Genomic DNA, 21879 nt, shown 5'->3' on the forward strand with positions numbered 1-21879 from the left:
TTTCTGTCCCACATCATAGACCTTGCCGACCGGTCCCGTGCCCCCGTGCGGTGTGAGCCGCTCTTGACAGGACCGAAACAGAAGGGACGCGGGTCGGAAACCGCCCAGCGGCACGCTTTGCCGACATGACAGACGGTGCACGCGCCGCGACGCGAACGGGGTCCGAACCCCGGGAAGCGGAGACGCACTGCCCGTACTGCGCGCTCCAGTGCGGCATGGTCCTGCGGGACGCCGACGACGGCCGGATCGAGGTCCGGCCCCGGCAGTTCCCCACCAACCGCGGCGGGCTGTGCCAGAAGGGCTGGACCGCCGCCGAACTGCTCGACCACCCCGACCGGTTGACCACCCCGCTGGTCCGCGACCCGTCGGGCGAGCTGCGCCCGGCCAGCTGGGAGGTCGCGCTCGACCGGATCGCCGCCGGGCTGCGCACCGTCCAACGTGACCACGGGCGGGACGCGGTCGCGGTCTTCGGTGGCGGCGGGCTCACCAACGAGAAGGCGTACGCCCTCGGCAAGTTCGCCCGGGTGGCCCTGCGGACCCGGCACATCGACTACAACGGCCGGTGGTGCATGTCCTCGGCCGCCGCGGCCGGGCTGCGCGCCTTCGGCGTCGACCGGGGGCTGCCCTTCCCGCTGACCGACCTGGGCCACACGGAAACCCTGCTGCTGGTCGGCGCGAACCCGGCCGAGACCATGCCGCCGCTGATGCGGCACCTGGCCGACCAGCAGGCCCGGGGCGGCCGGCTGATCGTGGTCGACCCCCGGCTGACCGCCACCGCCCGCCAGGCCGACCTGCACCTGCAACCGCTGCCCGGCACCGACCTGGCGGTCGCCAACGCGCTGCTGCACGTCGCGCTCACCGAGGGGCTGATCGACCGGGAGTACGTCGCCGCCCGCACCGAGGGTTTCGACGCGGTACGTCGTACCGTCGCCGGTTACTGGCCGGCGGAGGTGGAACGGCTCTCCGGGGTGCCGGTGGCCGACCTGGAGGCGACCGCCCGCGCGCTCGGCTCCGCCGGTTCGGCGGTCATCCTGACCGCCCGGGGCGCCGAGCAGCACGCCAAGGGCGTCGACACGGTAAGCGCGTACGTCAACCTCGCCCTCGCCCTCGGCCTGCCCGGCCGCCCGTACTCCGGGTACGGCTGCCTCACCGGCCAGGGCAACGGCCAGGGCGGGCGCGAACACGGCCAGAAGGCCGACCAGCTCCCCGGCTACCGCAAGATCGACGACCCGGCGGCCCGCGCCCACGTCGCCGAGGTGTGGGGCGTCGACCCCGCCGAGCTGCCCGGCCCCGGCGTGCCGGCCTACCAGCTGCTCGACTCGCTCGGCAGCCCCGACGGCCCCCGCGCGCTGCTCGTCTTCGGCTCCAATCCCGTGGTCTCCGCGCCCCGGGCGGCCCGGGTCGAGTCCCGGCTGCGCGGGCTGGACCTGCTGGTGGTGGCCGACTTCCTGCGCTCCGAGACGGCCGAGCTGGCCGACGTGGTGCTGCCGGTCGCCCAGTGGGCCGAGGAGGACGGCACGATGACCAACCTGGAGGGTCGGGTGCTGCGCCGCCGCGCGCTGCGCGAACCACCCCCCGGCGTCCGCACCGACCTGGCGGTCCTCGCCGACCTCGCCGCCCGCCTCGACGACCCCGCCACCCCGGCCGTCGACCCGGAGCAGCCCGGCACCGGGTCCGGACCCGAGCACGCCCGCGACGGGGCCGGACCGGGCCGCGTCCCCGACGGGAACCGCCCGGACCGCTTCCCGACCGACCCGAGGGTGGTCTTCGCCGAGCTGCGGCGGGCCTCCGCCGGGGGCGTCGCCGACTACGCCGGGGTCACCTGGGACCGGATCGAGTCCGCCGACGGGGTCTTCTGGCCGTGCCCCGACCCGGACGGGCCGGACACCCCCCGGCTCTTCGCCGACACCTTCCCCACCCCGACCGGCCGGGCCCGGTTCCACCCGGTGCAGCACCGGCCGGCGGCGGAAGAGGTCTGCGCCGACTACCCGCTGCACTTCACCACCGGGCGGGTGCTGGCCCAGTACCAGTCCGGCACGCAGACCCGGCGGGTGGCCGCGCTGCGCCTGGCCGCCCCGCGCGGCTTCGTCGAGCTGCACCCCGACCTGGCCGCCCGGCTCGGGGTCGCCGAGGGCGACGAGGTACGGGTCGCCTCCCGCCGGGGTGAGCTGCGGGCACCGGCCCGGCTCAGCCCGACGATCCGGCCGGACACCGTCTTCGCCCCGTTCCACTGGCCCGGCGCGGCCCGCGCCAACTCGGTCACCAACGACGCTCTCGATCCGGTCTCCGGGATGCCGGAGTTCAAGATCTGCGCGGTCCGGGTGGAGCGGGCATGACCGGGCGGATCGTGATCGTCGGGTACGGCATGGCCGGCTCCCGGCTCGCCACCGAGCTGCACGCCCGCAACGGGGACCGGAAGGTCACCGTGCTCGGGGCGGAACCGCACCGGGCGTACAACCGGATCATGCTCTCCACGCTGCTGGCCGGCAAGATCGACGAGCCCGACGTGGAGCTGGCCGAGGTCGCCGGGCAGGGCACCGACGTGCGTACCGGCGTGGTGGCCGCCGCGATCGACCGGGCCGCCCGGACGGTGCACACCACCGACGGCGACCGGGTCGACTACGACCACCTGGTCCTCGCCACCGGCAGCCGGGCCGTGGTGCCCGCGCTGCCCGGCCTCGACCCGGCCGCCCTGCCGCCACGGGCGGCCGTCTTCCGGACCCTGGCCGACTGCCGACGCATCCTCGCCGCCGCCCGCACCGCGCACAGCGCGCTGGTGCTCGGCGGCGGGCTGCTCGGCCTGGAGGCGGCGCGCGGCCTGGCCGCCCGGGGGCTGACGGTGACCGTGGTCCACCCCCACCCGCACCTGATGGAGCGGCAGCTCGACCCGGCCGCCGGCGCGGTGCTCGCCGACACCCTGGCCGGGCTCGGCGTCGCCACCCGGCTGGGCGTGCCGGCGACCGGGCTGGCCACCGCCGACGACGCGGTACGGCTCGACCTGGCCGACGGCACCAGCCTGACCGCCGACCTGCTGGTGCTCTCCTGCGGGGTACGCCCCGACACCGACCTGGCCGCCGCCGCCGGGCTGGCCGTCGACCGCGGCGTGCTGGTCGACGACCGGCTGCGCACCGGCGACGAGGCGATCTCGGCGATCGGCGACTGCGCCCGCCCCGCCGGCGGCCCGACCGGGCTGGTCGCGCCCGCCTGGGCGCAGGCCCGGGTGGTGGCCCGGCTGCTCACCGGCGAGGACCACACCGCCCGCTACCGGCCCCGGCCGGTGGTGACCCGGCTCAAGGCCGCCGGGATCGACCTGGCCGCGATGGGCGACCCGACCGGGGGCCCCGGTGAGGAGCTGACCTTCGCCGACCCGGCCCGGGGGACGTACGCCCGGCTGCGGATCGACCACGACCGGCTGACCGGGGCGATCCTGCTCGGCGACAACCCGGCGGTCGGCACGGTGGTGCAGCTCTTCGACCGGGGCGGCCCGGTCCCCACCGACCGGCGGGCACTGCTGCTCGGCCGGTCGCTCGGCAGTGCCCCCGCGACGCCCGCCGCGTCCCCGGCGCTGATGCCGGACGCGACGACCGTCTGCCAGTGCAACGACGTCGACAAGGGCACCCTGGTCCGCTGCTGGCGGGCCGGTGCCCGGACGGTCGACGAGGTGGTCGCCGCGACCCGGGCCGGCACCGGCTGCGGCGGCTGCCGGGAGGCCGTCGGCGGGATCGTCGGCTGGCTGTCCGAGGTGGACTCGGTGGGGACGCCCCGATGACCGTGATGACACCACGAGGAGGTGACCCGATGACCGGTGGACGATTGGTCGTCGTCGGCAACGGCATGGTCGGCCAGCGGTTCGTCGAGGCGCTGCGCGCCCGCGACCACGACCGGCGCTGGCAGGTGACGGTGCTCGCCGAGGAACCCCGCCCGGCGTACGACCGGGTACGGCTGTCCGCCTTCTTCGACGGGGTGTCCGCCGGGGAGCTGAACCTGCACACTCCGGACGACGGGGTGGAGCTGCGTCTCGGTGACCCGGTCACCGGGATCGACCGGGACCGGCGGGTGGTGACCACCGCCGGCGGCGAGCACCCGTACGACGCGCTGGTGCTGGCCACCGGGTCGTACCCGTTCGTGCCCCCGGTGGCCGGCACCGACCTGCCCGGCGTCTTCGTCTACCGCACCCTGGACGACCTGGAGGCGATCCGGGAGCACGCCCGGGGCCGGGCTACCGGGGCGGTGATCGGTGGCGGCCTGCTCGGTCTGGAGGCCGCCAACGCGCTGCGGCTGCTGGGGCTGCGTACCCATGTGGTGGAGTTCGCGCCCCGGCTGATGCCGGTGCAGGTCGACGAGGCGGGCGGCGCGATGCTGCGGCGCTACGTCGAGGAGTTGGGGGTCACCACCCACCTCGGGGTGGGCACCACCGCGCTGCGGCCAGGCCCGGACGGCGCGGTCGCCGCGTTGGACCTCTCCGACGGCGGCACGGTCGACGCCGACCTGGTGGTGGTGGCCGCCGGCATCCGCCCCCGCGACGAGATGGCCCGCGCCGCCGGGCTGCCGCTCGGCCCGCGCGGCGGGGTGCTCGTCGACTGGAGCTGCCGCAGCGACGACGCGCGGATCTGGGCGGTCGGCGAGTGCGCGGCCGTCGACGGCACCTGCCACGGCCTGGTCGCCCCCGGGTACGCGATGGCCGAGGTGGTGGCCGACCGGCTGCTCGGCGGCGCGGCCACCTTCCCCGGCGCGGACAGCGCCACCAAGCTCAAACTGCTCGGTGTCGACGTGGCCTCGTTCGGCGACGCCCACGGCACCACCCCGGGCTGCCTGGACGTCACGTTCACCGACCCGGTCACCCGCTCGTACGCGAAGCTGGTCCTCTCCGACGACGCGCGGACCCTGCTCGGCGGGGTGCTGGTCGGCGACGCGAGCGCCTACCCGACGCTGCGGGCCAGCGTCGGCGGGCCGCTGCCCGCTCCCCCGCTGGCGCTGCTGGCACCGGCCGGCGAGGCGGGGGCCGGGGTGACGGCGCTGCCCGGGGCGGCCCAGGTCTGCTCCTGTAACGCGGTGACCCGGGACGACATCGACGCGGCGATCGCCGGCGGGGCGACCGACGTGCCGGCGTTGAAGGCGTGCACCCGGGCCGGGACGAGCTGCGGCTCCTGCGTGCCGACGCTCAAGCAGTTGCTGGACGCGGCCGGGGTACAGCAGTCCACCGCCCTCTGCGAGCACTTCGACGCCAGCCGCCAGGAGCTGTTCGACATCGTCCGGGTGCGCGGCATCCAGACGTTCTCGCAGCTCGTCGCCGAGCACGGTCGGGGCCGGGGCTGCGACGTCTGCAAGCCGGTGGTGGCCTCGATCCTCGCCTCACTGGGCACCGGGCACGTGCTCGACGGCGAACAGGCGTCGTTGCAGGACACCAACGACCACTTCCTGGCCAACCTGCAACGCGACGGCAGCTACTCGGTGGTGCCCCGGATCCCGGGCGGCGAGATCACCCCCGACAAGCTGATCGTGATCGGGGAGGTGGCCCGCGACTTCCAGCTCTACACCAAGATCACCGGAGGGCAGCGGATCGACCTGTTCGGCGCACGGGTCGAGCAGCTACCGCAGATCTGGCGGCGGCTGGTCGACGCCGGCTTCGAGTCCGGCCACGCGTACGGCAAGGCACTGCGCACGGTGAAGTCCTGCGTCGGCGAGACCTGGTGCCGGTACGGGGTGCAGGACTCGGTCGGCCTGGCCGTCGCCCTGGAGCTGCGCTACCGGGGGCTGCGCGCCCCGCACAAGCTCAAGTCCGCCGTCTCCGGTTGCGCCCGGGAGTGCGCCGAGGCCCGCAGCAAGGACTTCGGCATCATCGCCACCGACACCGGATGGAACCTCTACCTCGGCGGCAACGGCGGGTTCCGCCCCCGGCACGCCGACCTGTTCGCCACCGACCTGTCCACCGACGAGCTGATCACGCTGATCGACAGGTTCCTGATGTTCTACGTCCGCACCGCCGACCGGTTGCAGCGCACCGCCGCCTGGATCGAGGCGATGGACGGCGGCCTGGAGCACCTCCGGTCGGTGATCGTCGACGACTCGCTCGGGCTCTGCGCGGAACTCGACGCGGCGATGGCCCGGCACGTCACGACCTACTCCGACGAGTGGCGCGACGTGCTTGACGACCCGGAACGCCTGCGCCGATTCACCTCCTTCGTCAACGCCCCCGACGTACCGGACCCGTCGATCACCTTCGCGGTGGAACGGGGCCAGCCGGTACCGACCCGCGACAACCGACCCGCCGTCGGCACCACACCGCCCGACGGAGCAGCGACACCCGTCCGGCGCCGCCAGCCGGTCGTCCTCGGCCTGCCGGAGGTACGGCGATGAGCGACACGGTCACCGTCGACTGGACCCCGGTCTGCCCGCTGGACCGGCTGGAACCCGAGCGGGGCGTCGCCGCCCTGGTCGACGGGGTGCAGGTGGCGCTCTTCCGGATCGACGACGAGCTGTTCGCGGTCGACAACCTCGACCCGCTCAGCGACGCGTACGTGATGTCACGGGGCATCGTCGGCAGCCGGGGTGGGACGCCCACCGTCGCCTCACCCCTGCACAAGCAGGTGTACGACCTGCGAACCGGGCTCTGCCTGGACCTGCCCGGGGTGACCCTGCCCCGGTACGACGTCCGCTGCCGGGACGGCCTGGTCGAGGTGCGGCTGCGACAGGAGGAGTGATGCGGGACGAACTGGCCGGCTTCACCATCGGGGTGACCGCCGACCGGCGACGCGACGAGTTGGCCGCGTTGCTGGAACGGCGCGGTGCCCGGGTGGTGCTCGCCCCGGCCCTGCGGATCGTGCCGCTGGCCGACGACACCGACCTGCGGGACGCCACCCGGGCCTGCCTGGACCGGCCACCGGACGTGCTGATGGCCAACACCGGCATCGGCATGCGCGGCTGGTTGGAGGCGGCCGAGGGCTGGGGGCTGGCCGAGCCGTTGAAGGCCGTGCTGTCCCGGGCCTACGTGGTGGCCCGGGGTCCCAAGGCGCGCGGGGCGATCCGGGCCGCCGGTCTGCACGACCAGTGGTCGCCCGTCTCCGAGAGCTGTGAGGAGGTGGTCGAGCACCTGTGCCGGCGCGGGGTGGCCGGGCAGGTGATCGCCATGCAGTTGCACGGCGACCGGCAGCCCGAGTGCACCGAGGCGCTGGAGGCCGCCGGAGCCACCGTGATCGAGGTGCCCGTCTACCGGTGGGCCCCACCGACCGACCCGGCCCCGCTGCACCGGCTGATCGACCTGGTCGCCGGCCGGCTGGTCGACGCCGTCACCTTCACCTCCGCCCCGGCGGCGGAGGCGCTGCTGCGGGCCGCCGGCGACCGCACCGAGACGGTGCTTGCCGCGTTGCGCGGGGACGTGCTCGTCAGCTGTGTCGGCGCGGTCACCGCCGAACCGCTCGTGCGGCGGGGGGTGCCGGTCAGTGCGCCGGCCCGGGCCCGGCTCGGCGCACTGGTCCGCACCATCGTGGACGAACTGCCCCGCCGTACCCTCACCGTGAAGGCGGCCGGGCATCTGCTGACCCTGCGCGGGCACGCCGCCGTCATCGACGGGGAGCTGCGTCCCCTGGCGCCCGCGCCGATGGCGGTGCTGCGGGCGCTCGCCGCCCGACCCGGCCGGGTGCTGTCCCGCACCGAGCTGCTGCGCACGCTGCCCAGGGGGGCCGACGAGCACGCGGTGGAGATGGCGGTGGCCCGGCTACGGGTGGGGTTACGGGCACCCCGGGTGGTGCAGACCGTCGTCAAGCGCGGCTACCGGCTCCGGGTGGAGTGAGGCCGGGGTCCGGTGGAGCGCGGTCCACGTCGCGCGGGCGGGATGCTCAGACCTCCAGTCGCACCAGCGCCCGTAGGAAGGCCGACGCGTGGTCGGCCTCGTCGAAGGCGATCTCCCGGAACAGCGCCGCCGCCCTGCGGTCACCCGCCGCAGCCGCCCGCCGGGAGAACGTGGGGTACATGACGGTCGCCTCGTACTGCTCGCCGTCGATCGACTCCCGCAGATTGTCCACGTTGCTGCCGACGAAGTCGATCAGACTCGCCTCGGCCGCGACGTGGTCGTACCGCTCGGTCCGCGCCGTGTCGGCGAAGAGCCGGGCGATCCGCCGCTCGCTGGTACGCGCCGCCTGGGCCGGCCCGGCGAGCCCGGCCCGAGCACGGCTCCGGTCGCGATGATCGACACCACTGTCACTGTGCGCATGACGCCACTCCACCAATGCCTCCAGTGAGGAGCCTCTCACCGGGCGTCACATTCGTGGATGAGCGTACGTTGCCGCAGGTCAGAGTGGGTCTACCCAGTTTCCGGGCGCACCCGGAGGGCATCGTCGGACTGAGCGCGGCCACGCCGTGTCGTTACAAATGGTGACAGGTTTGCCCTCAGCCCACCGGGGTCGGGAAGCCCCGACCGTGTTCGGCCTGGAGCCGGAGCATGGCGTGTTCCACCACCGTCACCAGCACCCGCTTGACCGAATCCCGGTCCCGGGCGTCGCACATCACCAGCGGCACGTCCGCCGAGATGGCGAGCGCCTCGCGGACCTCGTCCGGCTCGTACTGGTCCGCGCCGTCGAACCGGTTCAGCGCCACCACGTACGGCAGGTTGCGGTTCTCGAAGTAGTCGAGCGGGGCGAAGGCGTCGGTGATCCGCCGGGTGTCCACCAGGACGGCCGCACCCACCGCCCCCCTGATGATCTCGTCCCACATGAACCAGAACCGGGTCTGGCCGGGCGTGCCGAACAGGTACAGGATCAGATCCTGCGCCATGGTGATCCGGCCGAAGTCCATGGCGACCGTGGTGGTCTCCTTGCCGGGCACCTTCGACGGGTCGTCGATGCCGACGCCGGCGGCGGTCATCAGCGCCTCGGTGGTCAGCGGTGTGATCTCGGAGATCGCTCCGACCAGGGTCGTCTTGCCCACGCCGAAGCCGCCCGCGACCACGATCTTCGCGGAGACGATTCCCCGGCTCTGGCGCGACCCGGCGGGGTCATAGCCTGCGAAGTCCACTTAGCACCCTTCCAAGAATTTCCATTCGCTCCTCGAACCCCTCGGCGGGAGCGGCAGTGTGTAGCGTGAGCAGACCGTCGGCGACCAGGTCGGCGACCAGCACCCGGGTGACGCCCAGCGGCATCCGGGTGTACGCGGAGATCTCGGCCAGCGACTGCGCCCGGCCCTCACAGACGGTGGCGATTCGATACTTGTCGTGCCCGGTGAAACGGGACTCGGCCACCTGGGTCGGGCTGGAGGTGAGCACCGCCTCCAGCGCGATGTCCCGGCTCGGCTCGGTACGGCCGCGGGTGACCGCGTACGGACGCACCAGCGCGCCACGTGGGTCCCGCCGGGGGTCCATGCCGCGATCACCTCCTCCCGCCCGGGCCCGGCCCGGATGCTTCGTCCCTGTGGCCGGACGCGGTCGCGCCCGGCCTCACCGTCGTGGCTACGAGCGCACGGCGTCTCGGGGCAGCGGCACCAGCGCCGCGCCCACCCGCTCGACCAGCAACGCCATCTCGTAACCGACCTGGCCAACGTCGCAGCTGCGGGCGGCGAGCACCGCCATCGACGAGCCGTCGCTGATCGACATGAGGAACAGGTATCCGCTGTCCATCTCGATCACTGTCTGCAACACCCCGCCGGCGCTGAACATCCGGGCGGCACCCTCGGTCAGACTCACCACGCCGGAGGTGATCGCGGCGAGCTGGTCGGCCCGGTCGGTGGGCAGGTCCCGCGAGGAGGCGAGCAGCAGCCCGTCCGCGGACACCGCCACCACGTGGGCGATGCCCGCCACGCTGTCGGCGAAGTTGGTGAGCAGCCAACCCATGTCCTGCATGGCAGCTGGCCTGTTCATCGGTTCGTCTCCTTGGTCGAGGTGCTGTTGAGGTCCGCGCCTGCGGTGCGACCGCGCTGCACGCCGCGGTGGTAGGCCGAGAGCAGGCCGCGTACTTCGTCCGGGGTACGGCGGCTGCGGTCCCGGCCGCCCTTCGGCTCGATCCCGCCGGGGACGAGTTGGGCCTGCGGCACCCGCTTCGGCAGACCGGAGCGGGTGGTGCCGGCGTTGGCCGGCTCGGCCGCCTGGGTGGCCCGGGACCAGCCCTCGTCGGCCGCCGTCCGCCAGGCGTCGGCGTCGCCGGCCGTCGGGGCAGCCGGAGCCTCGGGGGGGGTCGACGGCGCGGTCGGCACCTCGGGTGAGCCGTATGTCGGCGGCGCGGTGGCGGCCGGTGGTTCGGGACTGGTCACGACGGGGACTTCCACAGTCGCCTGGGCCTGGGCCTGAACCGGAGCCTGGGCCTGAACCGGGGCCTGGGCCGGGGTGACGGTCGGGGTGCCGGCCGCGGTGGGCGCAGCAGGTACCCGGGTGGGCAGCGGTGGGCGGGTCGGCTTGACCGCCCCGTTGGGCCGGGCCGCCGCGGCGGGCGGTTCCTCGTCGAAGCGGGGCCGGGTGAAGATCGCGGTGGCGTCGTCCCCGTGGGACCGGAACCACACCGCCTCCATCTCCCGGAAGATCGGCGAGTCGGCCGGCCGGTCCGGCCGGGCCACCACCGGCGCAGCCGGGGCCGGCGGGGTGTACGACGCGGCCGGGGAGGTGTACGACTGCGCGGCGGGAGCGGTGTACGGCTGGACGGCAGGAGCGAACGACGCGGACGGTGGCGCGGCCGGGGCGAACGACGCCGCTGCGGCCGGGGCGAACGGGGTCGCCGCCGGCGCACCGGCATACGGGGTCGCCGCCGGGGCACCGGCATACGGGGTCGCCGCCGGCGCACCGGCGAACGGCATGGCCGGACCGCCGTACGACTCCGTCGTGCCGGGCGCGGCACCGGCGACCGGACCGACCGGCAGCACCGGAGCCGGCCCGCCCGGCGCGGCCCGGCGCGGCAACGCGTCGATGGTCGGGTTCGCCACCGTGGGGCTGCCGGCCGAGAAGGCGCTGAACCCGGAGTCGGCCGAGGGGGCGGAGACCGGTGCCAGCGGCGGGGCGGAGACCGGGCCGCCGAACTGCACGGCGGGGGCGGTGTCCCGGGCGTCCACCGGCGGCTGCCAGGGGGCCGGCGCCGGTGGGGTGGTACGCCACTGGTCGGTCAACGTCGCCGCCGCGCTACGGGCACCGGTGAAGGCACCACCGATACCGGCCGGGGCGGGCGTCGGCTGCTCGACCGCCAGCGGCTGACGCGGCCGGCCGGTCGCCTGGTCCCGACCCCGGTGGGCGGGCAGCACCACTGTGGCGTTGGGCAGGGTCACCTGGGCGACGGTGCCGCCCTCGACGTTGCGTCGCAGCTCCACCCGGATGTTGTACCGGCCGGCGAGCCGGCTGACCACGGCGAGACCCATCAGCCGGAAGGCGGCCACGTCCACGGTCGGCGGTGCGGCGAGCCGGCGGTTGAGCGAGTCCAACTGTTCGTCGGTGAGGCCGAGTCCCCGGTCCTCGATCTGGATCAGCACGTAGTCGCGGATGCGCCGGCCGTCGGCGACCACCGTGGTGGTCGGCGGCGAGAAGCGGGTGGCGTTGTCCAGCAGCTCGGCGACGAGTCGTACCACGTCGTTGACCGCGTGGGCGGCGACCGAGATATCGGTGTCGACGGTGCCGAACTCGATCCGGTTGTAGAGCTCCACCTCGGACTGGGCGGCGCGCAGCACGTCGACGAGCAGCGCGTCGTCGCGGCGCGGCACGGCCGAGTCGGCACCGGCCAGGACCAGCAGGTTCTCGTCGTTACGACGCATCCGGGTGGCGAGGTGGTCCAGTTCGAAGAGCTGGGCGAGCCGCTTCGGGTCCTCCTCGCCGCGCTCGATCGCGTCCAGCTCGCCGATCATCCGGTCGACCAGGGTCTGACTACGCCGGGCCAGGTTGAGGAACATCGCCGAGACGCTGGTCCGCAGCGCGGCCTGCTCGGCGGCGACCCGGACGGCCTCCCGGTGGACCACGTTGAAGGCCAGGGCCACCTGGCCGACCTCGTCCCGGTTGGTCAACCGGATCGGGTCCCGCACCTGCCGGACGATCTCCTCCACCCCGCCGTCACTGATGCTGCCCATGTTCTGCAACCGCTTGACCGCGTCCGGCAGGTCGTGGTTGGCCACCGAGAGGGCGCCCTCACGCAGTCGGCGCAGCGAGTGGTTGAGCGAGCGGGCCAGCACCACGGCGAGGGTGATCGCCACGATGAGGGTGAGCAGCACCAGCACCGTCTCGATGACCGCCTGCTGGATGACGTCGCTACGGGCCTGCTCGGAGCGGGCCAGCAGGGTGTCCTGAAGCTGGATCTCGGTCCACCGCATCAGGTCGTTGACCGCGCCGATCGAGGCACTGGCGTCCCCGGCGCTGACCGGACTGCGCTGCCCGACCGAGCGGGTGATGTCGGCGGCCACCCGGTCGGCGAGCCCGACGGCGTCACCGGAGACCGCGCTGTCGACGAGCGCCCGCTGGGTCGGGTCGGCGGCGAGGGAGAACGCGAGCAGCGCCTCCTGCTGGCTGGTCAGGGTCGCCACGAAGGAGGAGAACTGCTCCTCGTCCAGGCGTCCGCCGACCAGCGCGGTGTAGGCGACCGCCTCCTCCTCGGCGACGGCGGCCTTGGCCCGGCCGAACGCGGCCACCGCGCGGCGGGCGTCCGCCAGGCTCTCCTGGCCGGACAGCTGGGCCAGGGTGTCGCCGTACGAGACGAGGTCGGTGAGGATCACCCCGTACCGGAGGGTGGCCTCGGCGACCGGCATCTGCCGGCGGTCGAGCACCTCCTGCCGGGTCGCGTCGAGCGTCCGCAGGTGGTCGTCGATCACCTTGAGCCGGTCCTGCACGGCGGCCGGAACCTCACCGAGGTCGGCCCGCTCGGCCCGGTACGAGTTGATCCGCTCACCGGTGGCCCGGACCCGCAGGTTGTAGTCGTCCGGGCGCAACTGCGGGTTGGCCAGATAACCTGCGGCGGCCATCCGTTCCTTGTGCAGATCCTGCGTCAGGGCGGAAACCTGGGTGGAGAGCGCGGTCAGCGACCGGATCTGGGTGGCGTCGACAGCACCCTCGGTAGTGGAGACGAGTCGGATTGTTGCCAACGCGATGACTGCGGCGACCGGTACGACCAGAATGAGCGCGAGCTTGGAACGAATCCGCGCATCGCGCAGCCGGGGCAGTCGGCGTTCCCGTTCAGGGCCGGCGCTTTCGCCTGGCTCGGGCAGGGTCGTCGGTCCGGTGCTCACGACATCGCCTCCGTCGTATCTTCCACACGCCTGACCCGCCTACCCGCGCCTGGTGCAACGGACAGCGCCATGCGCGGCACGGCCGCGATTTCATCAGAGAAGATCCTGTTTGGGAAGTCGGCGGTGAGGCAGGAATCGGTCGACCGGTGTGCCGGTCGTCTTTTGCCCTCATTAGCAGGCCACCCCTGAACAGGGCATGTCACTCCAGCGTGTTCGTACGCCTCTGATGAGTGAGCATGGGTAAATATCTGATGTCCCCACAATGTGAGATTCGCGTCCCGAAACCGCCGACAGCTCCGCGCTTGACCGCAGCGCCCCCGCATTGGCAAGGTTTTGCAGGCTTTCGCGCACACCGTACGGCACCCAATCCCGTTTCTCCACTGAGGACGGACTAGCGGCGGTGACCGGGCCTGCCCCGCGCCGCACCTGGAGGACTGAGTTGAGCCCCATCCGCTCCGCGACCATCGTGGCGCTCGCATCGGCCGTACTGGCCACCACGCTCACCGGCTGTTCGTTCGGCGCGGCAGAGGAGGACGACAGCCCCATCTACATCGGGGCCGACCTCGAGATCTCCGGTGCCGCCGCGCCGGTCGGCCAGGCCTACCAGCGCGCCCTGGAACTGAAGGTCGACCAGTTGAACGCCTCGGGCGCGCTGGGCAAGCGCAAGGTCAAGCTGACGATCAAGGACAACCGGTCCGACGTCAACGAGTCGCTGCGCAACGTCGGCGACTTCAGCAACGACGCCAAGGTCAGCGCCATCATCATGGGCGGCTGCAACGAATGCGCCGTCGGCGCCGTCCGCACCATCAACGAGCGGAAGATCCCGACGGTCGCGCTGGCGCCGTCGGGCGCGGTCGCCAACCCGGCCCCCGAACGTCGGTACGTGTTCAAGCTCGCGCCGAACGCGGCCGACAGCGCCGCCGCCCTCACCGCCGAGCTGCGGCGACGCGGGATCACCGAGGTCGGCATCCTGCACAGCCAGGACGACTACGGCCGGGAGGGTCTGACCGCGCTGGATGACGAGTTCCGCAAGGCCAACATCAAACGGGTCCGGGCCGAGGCGGTCCGCACCACCGACACCGAACTCGGCCAGCCGATCCGCCGGTTGGCCGACCGCGACCCCGCCGCCCTGATCATCTGGACCCCGCCGGAGCAGGCCGCCCTCGCCGCCACCGCCGCCGACCAGTCCGGCTACGCCGGGTCGCTCTTCCTCGACGCCGCCGCCGCCGGTGATCTCTTCCTGGGCGGCTCCGGCCGGGCCACCGAGCGGGCCACCCTGATCTTCACCCAGACCATGGTGATCGACGACGTCATCGCCACCACCCCGGCCAAGGCCGCCCGTCGGCAGTGGTTCCAGGACTACACCGCCCGGTTCGGCGGCTACAACGGCCTGTCGTCGTTCGCCGCCGACGCCGTCCAGCTGATCGCCGACTCCGCGCTCCGGGCCGGCGGCCCGGCCGGCAGCGTCAACCGGGACGGCCTGCGGGACGTGCTGGAGACGTCCCAGCTCGACGGCCTGTCCGGACCGATCCGGATGACCCCGGACAACCACTCCGGGCTGATGCCGCAGGCGCTGACCACGCTGGTGGCGCGGGGTGGGCGGTGGCGGTTGGCGGGCTGACGGGCTCGGGCTTGATGGGCTCGGGCTGTGGTGCGGCCTGGCTGTGTGGTGCGGCCTGGCTGTGTGGTGCGGGTTCGCGGTGGGGCCACCCCTGATGTGCGTACGTGACTGACGGGCCGATCCCGGGTGGGTCGGCCCGTCAGTGGTGGTGGTGGGGGGTCATCAGGGGTGCTGCCCCGCGGCGAGCTCTCCCAGGTGGTGGATTCCGGTGGCGCCTCGTGGGACGGCTCCCGGTGCCCGGGACAGGGCTTCCTGGCGGGGCCCGGGGGGTCAGCGGGCGGAGGTGGTGGCCCGGACCCAGGGCAGGGCGAGCCGTTCGACGAGCGACAACGCGGAGTAGAGCAGGATGCTCATGGCGGCGATCAGGACGATCGCCGCCCAGGCGGTGGCGGTGTCACCGATGCCGTTGTACTGCAGGATCTGGTAGCCCAGGCCCGGCTTGTCCGAGTAGAACTCCCCGATCACCGCGCCGATGGCGGCCAGCGGCATCGCCACCTTCAGCCCGACGAAGATCTGTGGCAGCGCGGCCGGGAACCGTACCTTGCGGAACGACTGCCACCAGGAGGCGTTCAGCGACCGGGCCAGCTCGGCCAGGTCCGCCGGGGTGGTGGTGAGCCCGGTGGCGGTGGAGAGCACGATCGGAAAGAAGCAGAGCAGGAAAACCATGGTCAGGATCGGCTTCTCCCCCCAGCCGACCGAGACCACCAGCAGCGGCCCCAGCGCGATCTTCGGGACCGCGTTGATCGCCACCAGCAGCGGGGCGAACATCCGCTCGGCCCGTCGGGAGGCGGCCAGCATCATCCCGATCAGCACCCCGGCGACCGTCGACATCAGGAAGCCGAGCAGCGTCATCAGGGTGGTCGTGCCCAGTGCCGGGAAGAGCACGTCCGCCGAGGTGGTCAGCGACGTCCAGACCGCCTGCGGCGGCGGCAGGGACGCCGGGTGCACCAGGTGCAGCCCGGAGGTGACCGACCACCAGACGGCCACCGCGACCACCAGGCCGAGCAGCGGCAGGCCGACCGCCGCGGGGCGTACCCGGGACCAGGGTGACCGGCCGAGTGCCGGGGGGACGGTCGGGGCGGTCCCGCCCGGCGGGGTCGGTGGACCGGCCGAACCGGGTACGGGACGGGTCCGGATCGAGTCCGTCACGGGGTTCTCCTCTCCTGCCGGCGCGGGGGCCGGCACGCGACGGGGGTGCGGCCAACGGTCGTCCCGCTGGGTCGCACCCCCGTGGCACCGTCGACGTCGATCAGGCCTTCGGCACGAGGTTGAAGTCGATGATCTGGTCCGGGGTGATGTTCGACTTGAGCGCGCCGGCACCCTGGAGGATCGCGATGCTCTTGGCGACCCGGTCACTGTCCAGCGTGCCGATGGCGGTGCCGGAGTTGCTGGAGCGGACGTAGCCGGCCATCAGCTGCAACTCGGCGGCAGCGGCGGCCGGGTTGGTGGCGTCCACGTTCTTCTTCAGGATCTCGGCCGCCTCCTGGGGGTTGGCCAGGGCGTACTCCAGGCCCTTGAGCAGCGCGGCGGTGAACTTCTTCACCGTCTCCGGCTTCTCCTTGGCGATCTTGCTGGAGGTGATCAGCGCGTTGCCGTAGAGGTCCTGCATCACGTTGCTGTACGGCAGCACCACGGGCTTCTTCTTGGTGACCGCCTCGACGGTCGGCTGGCCGACGACGAACTGGCCGATGCCGTCCACCTGGCCGGAGGCGAGCTGACCCATCAGGCCCTGCGCGTCACCGTTGACCCAGGTCACCTTGTTGTAGTCCACCCCGGCCATCCGGGCGTACGTCGGGAAGAGGTTGCGCACGACGGAGCCGGGGGTGTCGGCGAGCTTCTTGCCCTCCAGGTCCTTCGGCGTGGCGATGTTCTTGCCCTCCACCGAGACGATGGCGGCCATGGTGCGCTGCTGGATCGCGGCGACCGCCACGAAGTCCTTGGCCACCCCGTTACCGACCTGGAGCAGGCCACCGGTCAGGTCGATCGGGCCGAAGTCGGCCTGACCGCCGACGATGGTCTGGATGACCGCACCGGTACCCTGACCGGGCTTGATCTCCACGTCGAAGCCGGCCTCCTTGAAGAAGCCCTTGTCCTTCGCCACCCAGGCGTACGAGTCGCGGCCGAAGTTGCCGAACGAGGTGAGGTAGGTCACCTTCTCCAGCGACTTGCCGTCGCCGGTCTTGGCGTCCGCCGAGTCGGACCCGCCACTACAGGCGGAGACCAGGGCGAGTGCGGTGGCCAGGGTGGCCGCGGCGACCGTGCGGGTCAGCCTTGTCATCAGTGCACCATGTCCTTTCCGACCGGGCGGTTCACCCGGAGGGGGTTGTCGGTCCGGCGGCACCGGCGTGAGGGGGCACCGACGCCGCCGTCGTGAAGGGACTCTTCGCCGGCACAGCGTACGAGACACTGAGGGTCACCACGCCAGGCGGATCGGGTTGCGGAACGGAAACAACTCAACTTCGCACCCGGCCGACAGGACGCCGACGAGCTGGGGATATCCTTGTCCGATTGCTGACCGCCCACTCAGGGGAGACCGACGGCATGATCCGACTGTCCGATGTGTCGCGGACCTTCGAGGGGCGTTCCGGGCGGGTCGAGGCGCTGCGCGGGATCGACCTCGACGTGGCCGAGGGCGAGTTCGTCGCCGTGCTCGGCCGCTCCGGTTGCGGCAAGTCCACTCTACTCAGGATGATCGCCGGGCTGCTGCCGGTCAGCGGCGGTGAGATCACCGTCGCCGGCAGCCCGATCACCCGGCCCCGCCGGGACGTCGCGATGCTCTTCCAGAAGCCAGCCCTGCTCCCCTGGCGCACCGTGCTCGACAACGTCCTGCTGCCGGCCGAGATCTTCGGCTGGAGCCGCGCCAAGCACCGCGACCGCGCCCGGCAGCTGCTGGAACTCTCCGGCCTGGGCGGCTTCGAGAAGCGGCTGCCGCACGAACTCTCCGGCGGCATGCAGCAGCGGGTGTCGCTGTGCCGGTCGCTGATCGGCGAGCCCCGGGTGATGCTGATGGACGAGCCCTTCTCCGCCCTGGACGCGCTGACCCGGGAGGAGCTCTCCGGCGAGTTGCAACGGGTGCACATGGAGACCGGGGCGACAGTCGTCTTCGTCACCCACTCCATCGACGAGGCGGTGCTGCTGGCCGACCGGGTGGTCGTGCTCAGCCCCCGCCCGGGGCGGATCCGCAAGATCGTCGAGGTGGACATCCCCCGGCCCCGTACCCTCGGCCGCCACGCCCACCTGGCGGACGTCGCCCGGGTCAGCGCCGACCTGCACGAGCTGCTGATGGAACGGGAGACCCCGGCGGTTGCCGGGGTGGAGGGACGATGACCATGCGGGTGGCGGTCTTCACCGAACCGCACCGGGGGGCGAGCTACGACGACCAGCTCCGGTTCGCCCGGCTCTGCGAGGCCGGCGGCTTCGACGGCTTCCTCCGGGCCGACCACTACCGGACGATGGGCGACGAACCCGGGCTGCCCGGCCCCACCGACGCCTGGCTGACCCTTGCCGCGCTGGCCCGGGAGACCTCCCGCATCCGGCTCGGCACCCTGGTCACCTCGGCCACCTTCCGGCTGCCCGGCCCACTGGCCGTGCAGGTCGCCCAGGTCGACCAGATGAGCGGCGGCCGGGTCGAACTGGGCATCGGTGCCGGCTGGTACGAGCGGGAACACCTCGCCTACGGCATCCCCTTCCCGAAGGTCGGTGAGCGCTTCGACCGGTTCGCCGAGCAGCTGGAGATCATCACCGGCCTGTGGCGTACCCCGGTCGGCGAGACCTACAACTGGGCCGGTGAGCACTACCGGCTCGTCGATGCCCCGGCCCTGCCCAAGCCGGTCCAGCAGCCCGGCCCGCCGGTGATCATCGGCGGTCGCGGCCCCAAGCGCACCCCCGACCTGGCCGCCCGCTACGCCGACGAGTTCAACGTGCCGTTCACGTCGGTCGAGGAGACCGCCGAGGCCTACGACCGGGTACGGGAGGCCTGCGACCGGGTCGGCCGGGCCGACTCGGGGCGGGAACCGCCTGTGCTCTCCGCCGGGATCGTGGTGGCGATCGGGCGTACCGACGCGGAGGCCCGCCGTCGGGCAGCGCCGCTGCACGTCAAGAGCGCCCTGCCGCCCGAGGACCCGGTGGTCGGCTCCCCCGCCCGGCTGGTCGACCGGATCGGCGAGTTCGCGGCGATCGGCGCCACCCGGGTCCACCTGCGGCTGATCGACCTCGACGACCTCGACCACCTGGAGCTCATCGCCGCCGAGGTGCTCCCCCAACTGGACGGAACCCGATGACCGACGTGACCCACGACCTCGAACTCGGCCCGGTCGGCCAGGAGATCGTCTTTGAGAACGACCGGGTCCGGGTCTGGCACATCCGGCTGGCCCCGGGCGAGCGGCAGCCGCTGCACCGGCACGACCACCCGTACCTGGTGGTGGCGATCGAGGGCGCCAAGAACGTGGTGCAGACGATCGACGGCACCCGGATCGACGCAGACGAACCCACCGGCGGGGTGGTCTACCGGGATCCCGGCGCCGTCCACATGCTCACCAATGTCGGGGACACGACCTATCTGGCCCGCCTGGTGGAGCTCAAGTAGCCGCTGGTAGAGCTTGGGTAACAGCTGGCCCCGGCCGCGCCGCGCCACAGTGGCGATCGGGCGCACCGGGCCGTAACGTGCCCGACATGGCCTTTCGGACGTGGGGCAGACTGCTGCTCACCGCACTCGGGGTGAGCATGTTGGCCGGGGCCGGCCAGCTCGGCATCGCGTACGGCTTCGGCATCGTCCGACTCACCGGCGACTTCACCGACGTCAACCGGTGGCCGGCCCAGCTCGCCTGGGTCGGCTGGTTCGCGGTGACCGCCGCCATCGTCGGCGCGGTCCTCACCGGCCGGCTCGCCCGCCGTGAGGGGCTACCGGAGGACACCCCGGTACAGCTGGCGATCTCCGGCGCCGCCGCGCTCGGCGCGCTGGTCGTCGCCCCGCTCTGCATGCAACCCGCGCGGGCCGCCGAGCTGAGCGCCGTCGACCCGGTCTGGGCGGTCGGCATCTGCGCGGTCGCCGGGGCGGTGGTCGGCGCGGGTGCCGCCTCGGCCGTCCTGCTGCGCCCCCCGCTGGGCTGGAACGTCGCCGTGCTGGGCGGTGCGATCTGGCTGGTCGCGCTCTGCTCGGCCGCGCCGGGGGTGCTGTCCACCGAGCCGCTGCGCACCGTACGCCTGGGGGTGCTGGAGCCGGCCTGGCTCGGCCCGGACCGGGCACAGCGGCTGGCGATGCTGCTGCTGCCCCTGATCGCGCTGGTGGCCGGCGCGGTGACCGGTGGACTGGCCCGACGGCGGGGGCACCTCCCGCTGATCGGCGGGGCCACCGGGGCGGCCGGCCCGGTGCTGCTCGCCTTCGCCTACCTGACCGCCGGGCCGGGCGACCCGGTGGACCGTTACCAGCTCGCCCCGTACTACGGGGCGGTGATCGCAGTCGCCACCGGCGCGCTCGGCTCGGTCGCCGCCACCCTGCTGCGCTGGCCGCTGCTACCCGCCCGCGCTGCCGCCAGCTCCGACTCCGCCAGCTCCGACTCCGCCAGCTCCGGCGACGACGACGGCGACGCGGCGATCGAACCGACCGACATCCTCGCACCGCTGCCTGCCGTGCCGGCTCCGAACCGGACCGACTCGGACGGAACCGTCTCGGTCCCCGCCGCCTCGGACAGAGCCGCCTCGGGCAGAGCCGCCTCGGGCAGAGCCGCCTCGGACGAGCCGGTGAACTCGGGCAGAGCCGCCTCGGACGAGCCGGTGACCGTGGAGCTGGGCGCCGCCGCCCGGAGCCTCGACCAGGACCGCCCGGACGGCACCGTCGCAAGGGCGGCCGGAGGCGGCGACGTCCCACCGGGGATCTCGGACACCGGCGTACTTCCCGGCGTCGGCCGACCGTCGGCCGACACGCCGGGCGCGGGCCGCAATCCCGCCCACTGGGACTGGCCGGACCCCAGCGCCACCGTCACCGACCGGACGGCGACCCGCTCCGCCCCGACGCCAAGCGGACTGTCCCGGGCCGAGTCGACCCCGACCGAGCCGGGACCGACCGCGCCGACCCAGGCCGGACCGACCCAGGCCGGACCGGCTCAGACCGAGCCGACCCCGACCGGACCGGCTCAGACCGAGCCGACCCCGACCACAGCGGCCCGGACCAAGCCGGCCCAGACCGCGCCGGCCCCGACCAGGCAAGCCCGGGCCGGGTCGGCGCGGACCGAGGTCACCGAAGCGGAGCAGGTGGAGGACGCGGGTCCGCCCACCGGGGACGAGCCCGTGGCCGCACCCAGGCCCCGGGCGAAACGGGCCAGCCGGACCCGCCCCGTCGTCACCGGTAGCCCGGCGCCCCCTGCCGGGCGGCCCGCCTCTGATCCACCGGCCGATCCGGGCGGAGCCGAAGAAGGGCAACGAGCGGCCGTCGCCGAACCCGCCCCGGCCGGCACCGCCGCGCCGGAGACCGCCGGGCGGGGCACCGCCCACCCGGGTGCGCCCACCGCCGGGACGGCACCGCAGGTCACCGGGCTGCGGCACGTGTCGCCGGACGGCGTCGAGGGCACGCCCCGCCCCCGCCACCAACTGCCCGACCTGAGCGGTACGGGTGGCTCGACCGACGCCCCCCGTCCCGTACCGGCTCGGGCCTCGCTGCCGTTTCCCGAACCGGAGGCCGTCGAGCGCACGGACCCCCTGGGACCGGTCAGCCTCCGTTGGGAGGCCGACGGCTCCCGCGCTGCCGCGCCGGTGGACCGTGCTTCGACCGACCCGACTTCCGCCGACCCCGCCTCCGTCGATCCCGCCTCCGTCGATCCCGCTCCGACCGGCGTCGACGAGCAGAAGCCGTCCGGCAGGGCCAAGGGCCGGCGAGGGCTGTTCCGGCGCAACCGATCGCCTGAGGGTGGGCCGGCGAACGAACCCACCGCAGAACCGGCGACACCCGACGACGAGTACGTCGACTGGGTCGCCGGCCTGAGCAAGCCGCTGGCCGACAACGAACCGGAACGGGAGAGCGGTCGCCGCTCACTACGCACCAGCGGCCGCCACCACCACCGCGAATAACCCCACCCCCACCCCCTCCCACC

General features: G+C 73.4%; 17 protein-coding genes. 10 read left to right on the top strand and 7 right to left on the bottom strand.

Translation table 11 applies throughout. The annotated features are described in order from the left end of the window. The first annotated feature begins 125 nt into the window (after positions 1–125). From AC0AIB_RS24100 to AC0AIB_RS24120, 5 genes are read left to right on the top strand one after another with little or no spacing between them, the layout of a single operon-like run. Positions 126–2336 (top strand): molybdopterin oxidoreductase family protein, encoded by a 2211-nt coding sequence (locus AC0AIB_RS24100; RefSeq protein WP_465097533.1) that lies wholly within the window; start codon positions 126–128, stop codon positions 2334–2336. Further along, positions 2333–3769 (top strand): FAD-dependent oxidoreductase, encoded by a 1437-nt coding sequence (locus AC0AIB_RS24105; protein WP_328342926.1) that lies wholly within the window; start codon positions 2333–2335, stop codon positions 3767–3769. The genes AC0AIB_RS24100 and AC0AIB_RS24105 overlap by 4 nt, the downstream gene beginning before the upstream one ends. 29 nt (positions 3770–3798) lie before the next feature. Continuing rightward, positions 3799–6357, top strand: a complete 2559-nt coding sequence (nirB, locus tag AC0AIB_RS24110; protein ID WP_465097534.1) for a nitrite reductase large subunit NirB — start codon at positions 3799–3801, stop codon at positions 6355–6357. Continuing rightward, complete coding sequence (gene nirD / locus AC0AIB_RS24115; protein ID WP_328342924.1) at positions 6354–6701, top strand: nitrite reductase small subunit NirD; 348 nt, start codon at positions 6354–6356, stop codon at positions 6699–6701. Before nirB ends, nirD begins: the two co-directional genes overlap by 4 nt. After that, positions 6701–7789 carry a uroporphyrinogen-III synthase gene (locus tag AC0AIB_RS24120; protein WP_328342922.1) on the top strand — a complete coding sequence of 363 codons (1089 nt, stop codon included), beginning with the start codon at positions 6701–6703 and terminating at the stop codon, positions 7787–7789. The genes nirD and AC0AIB_RS24120 overlap by 1 nt, the downstream gene beginning before the upstream one ends. Before the next feature lie 46 nt (positions 7790–7835). Here the strand turns inward: AC0AIB_RS24120 and AC0AIB_RS24125 are convergent, their stop codons facing one another. From AC0AIB_RS24125 to AC0AIB_RS24145, 5 genes are all read right to left on the bottom strand, one after another. Next, a complete protein-coding gene (locus AC0AIB_RS24125) occupies positions 7836–8249 on the bottom strand; it encodes a ferritin family protein (RefSeq protein ID WP_328342921.1) in 414 nt (137 codons plus the stop codon). Positions 8250–8385: 136 nt separating this feature from the next. Beyond that, complete coding sequence (locus AC0AIB_RS24130) at positions 8386–9009, bottom strand: GTP-binding protein (RefSeq protein ID WP_328342920.1); 624 nt, start codon at positions 9007–9009, stop codon at positions 8386–8388. Next, positions 8990–9352, bottom strand: coding sequence for a DUF742 domain-containing protein (locus AC0AIB_RS24135; RefSeq protein WP_328342918.1), 363 nt, complete (start codon positions 9350–9352; stop codon positions 8990–8992). The genes AC0AIB_RS24130 and AC0AIB_RS24135 overlap by 20 nt, the downstream gene beginning before the upstream one ends. Positions 9353–9439: 87 nt before the next feature. After that, positions 9440–9847, bottom strand: a complete 408-nt coding sequence (locus AC0AIB_RS24140; RefSeq protein ID WP_067313320.1) for a roadblock/LC7 domain-containing protein — start codon at positions 9845–9847, stop codon at positions 9440–9442. Then, a complete protein-coding gene (locus AC0AIB_RS24145; RefSeq protein ID WP_465097535.1) occupies positions 9844–13173 on the bottom strand; it encodes a sensor histidine kinase in 3330 nt (1109 codons plus the stop codon). The genes AC0AIB_RS24140 and AC0AIB_RS24145 overlap by 4 nt, the downstream gene beginning before the upstream one ends. 439 nt (positions 13174–13612) lie before the next feature. Between AC0AIB_RS24145 and AC0AIB_RS24150 the strand changes: the two genes are divergently transcribed. After that, positions 13613–14794, top strand: coding sequence for an ABC transporter substrate-binding protein (locus AC0AIB_RS24150; RefSeq protein WP_328342910.1), 1182 nt, complete (start codon positions 13613–13615; stop codon positions 14792–14794). A gap of 270 nt (positions 14795–15064) precedes the next feature. On the opposite strand, the gene AC0AIB_RS24155 is transcribed toward AC0AIB_RS24150, so the two are convergent. Together AC0AIB_RS24155 and AC0AIB_RS24160 are read right to left on the bottom strand one after the other, a co-directional pair. Beyond that, the gene (locus AC0AIB_RS24155; RefSeq protein WP_465097536.1) at positions 15065–15943 is read right to left on the bottom strand and encodes an ABC transporter permease; all 879 of its coding nucleotides are present in this window, start codon (positions 15941–15943) and stop codon (positions 15065–15067) included. A 100-nt stretch (positions 15944–16043) separates the two neighbouring features. Then, positions 16044–17072: an ABC transporter substrate-binding protein gene (locus AC0AIB_RS24160; RefSeq protein WP_328342908.1), complete on the bottom strand. Its 1029-nt coding sequence runs from the start codon at positions 17070–17072 to the stop codon at positions 16044–16046. Between the two features lie 263 nt (positions 17073–17335). Between AC0AIB_RS24160 and AC0AIB_RS24165 the strand changes: the two genes are divergently transcribed. From AC0AIB_RS24165 to AC0AIB_RS24180, 4 genes are all read left to right on the top strand, one after another. Beyond that, on the top strand, positions 17336–18121 hold the full coding sequence (locus AC0AIB_RS24165; protein WP_465097537.1) for an ABC transporter ATP-binding protein: 786 nt from the start codon (positions 17336–17338) through the stop codon (positions 18119–18121). 2 nt (positions 18122–18123) lie between these two features. After that, the gene (locus AC0AIB_RS24170) at positions 18124–19074 is read left to right on the top strand and encodes an LLM class F420-dependent oxidoreductase (protein WP_328349033.1); all 951 of its coding nucleotides are present in this window, start codon (positions 18124–18126) and stop codon (positions 19072–19074) included. After that, on the top strand, positions 19071–19379 hold the full coding sequence (locus AC0AIB_RS24175) for a cupin domain-containing protein (protein WP_145921730.1): 309 nt from the start codon (positions 19071–19073) through the stop codon (positions 19377–19379). The genes AC0AIB_RS24170 and AC0AIB_RS24175 overlap by 4 nt, the downstream gene beginning before the upstream one ends. Before the next feature lie 86 nt (positions 19380–19465). Next, complete coding sequence (locus tag AC0AIB_RS24180) at positions 19466–21856, top strand: hypothetical protein (RefSeq protein ID WP_465097538.1); 2391 nt, start codon at positions 19466–19468, stop codon at positions 21854–21856. Positions 21857–21879 lie beyond the last annotated feature (23 nt).

This window comes from Micromonospora sp. DSM 43699 (assembly GCF_055517075.1).

Bases quoted from the DNA above. Each gene is read 5' to 3' on its own strand.
- AC0AIB_RS24100 (WP_465097533.1), top strand. From the start codon at position 126: ATGACAGACGGTGCACGCGCCGCGACGCGAACGGGGTCCGAACCCCGG.
- AC0AIB_RS24105 (WP_328342926.1), top strand. From the start codon at position 2,333: ATGACCGGGCGGATCGTGATCGTCGGGTACGGCATGGCCGGCTCCCGG.
- nirB (WP_465097534.1), top strand. From the start codon at position 3,799: ATGACCGGTGGACGATTGGTCGTCGTCGGCAACGGCATGGTCGGCCAG.
- nirD (WP_328342924.1), top strand. From the start codon at position 6,354: ATGAGCGACACGGTCACCGTCGACTGGACCCCGGTCTGCCCGCTGGAC.
- AC0AIB_RS24120 (WP_328342922.1), top strand. From the start codon at position 6,701: ATGCGGGACGAACTGGCCGGCTTCACCATCGGGGTGACCGCCGACCGG.
- AC0AIB_RS24135 (WP_328342918.1), bottom strand. From the start codon at position 9,352: ATGGACCCCCGGCGGGACCCACGTGGCGCGCTGGTGCGTCCGTACGCG.
- AC0AIB_RS24140 (WP_067313320.1), bottom strand. From the start codon at position 9,847: ATGAACAGGCCAGCTGCCATGCAGGACATGGGTTGGCTGCTCACCAAC.
- AC0AIB_RS24160 (WP_328342908.1), bottom strand. From the start codon at position 17,072: ATGACAAGGCTGACCCGCACGGTCGCCGCGGCCACCCTGGCCACCGCA.
- AC0AIB_RS24165 (WP_465097537.1), top strand. From the start codon at position 17,336: ATGATCCGACTGTCCGATGTGTCGCGGACCTTCGAGGGGCGTTCCGGG.
- AC0AIB_RS24170 (WP_328349033.1), top strand. From the start codon at position 18,124: ATGCGGGTGGCGGTCTTCACCGAACCGCACCGGGGGGCGAGCTACGAC.
- AC0AIB_RS24175 (WP_145921730.1), top strand. From the start codon at position 19,071: ATGACCGACGTGACCCACGACCTCGAACTCGGCCCGGTCGGCCAGGAG.
- AC0AIB_RS24180 (WP_465097538.1), top strand. From the start codon at position 19,466: ATGGCCTTTCGGACGTGGGGCAGACTGCTGCTCACCGCACTCGGGGTG.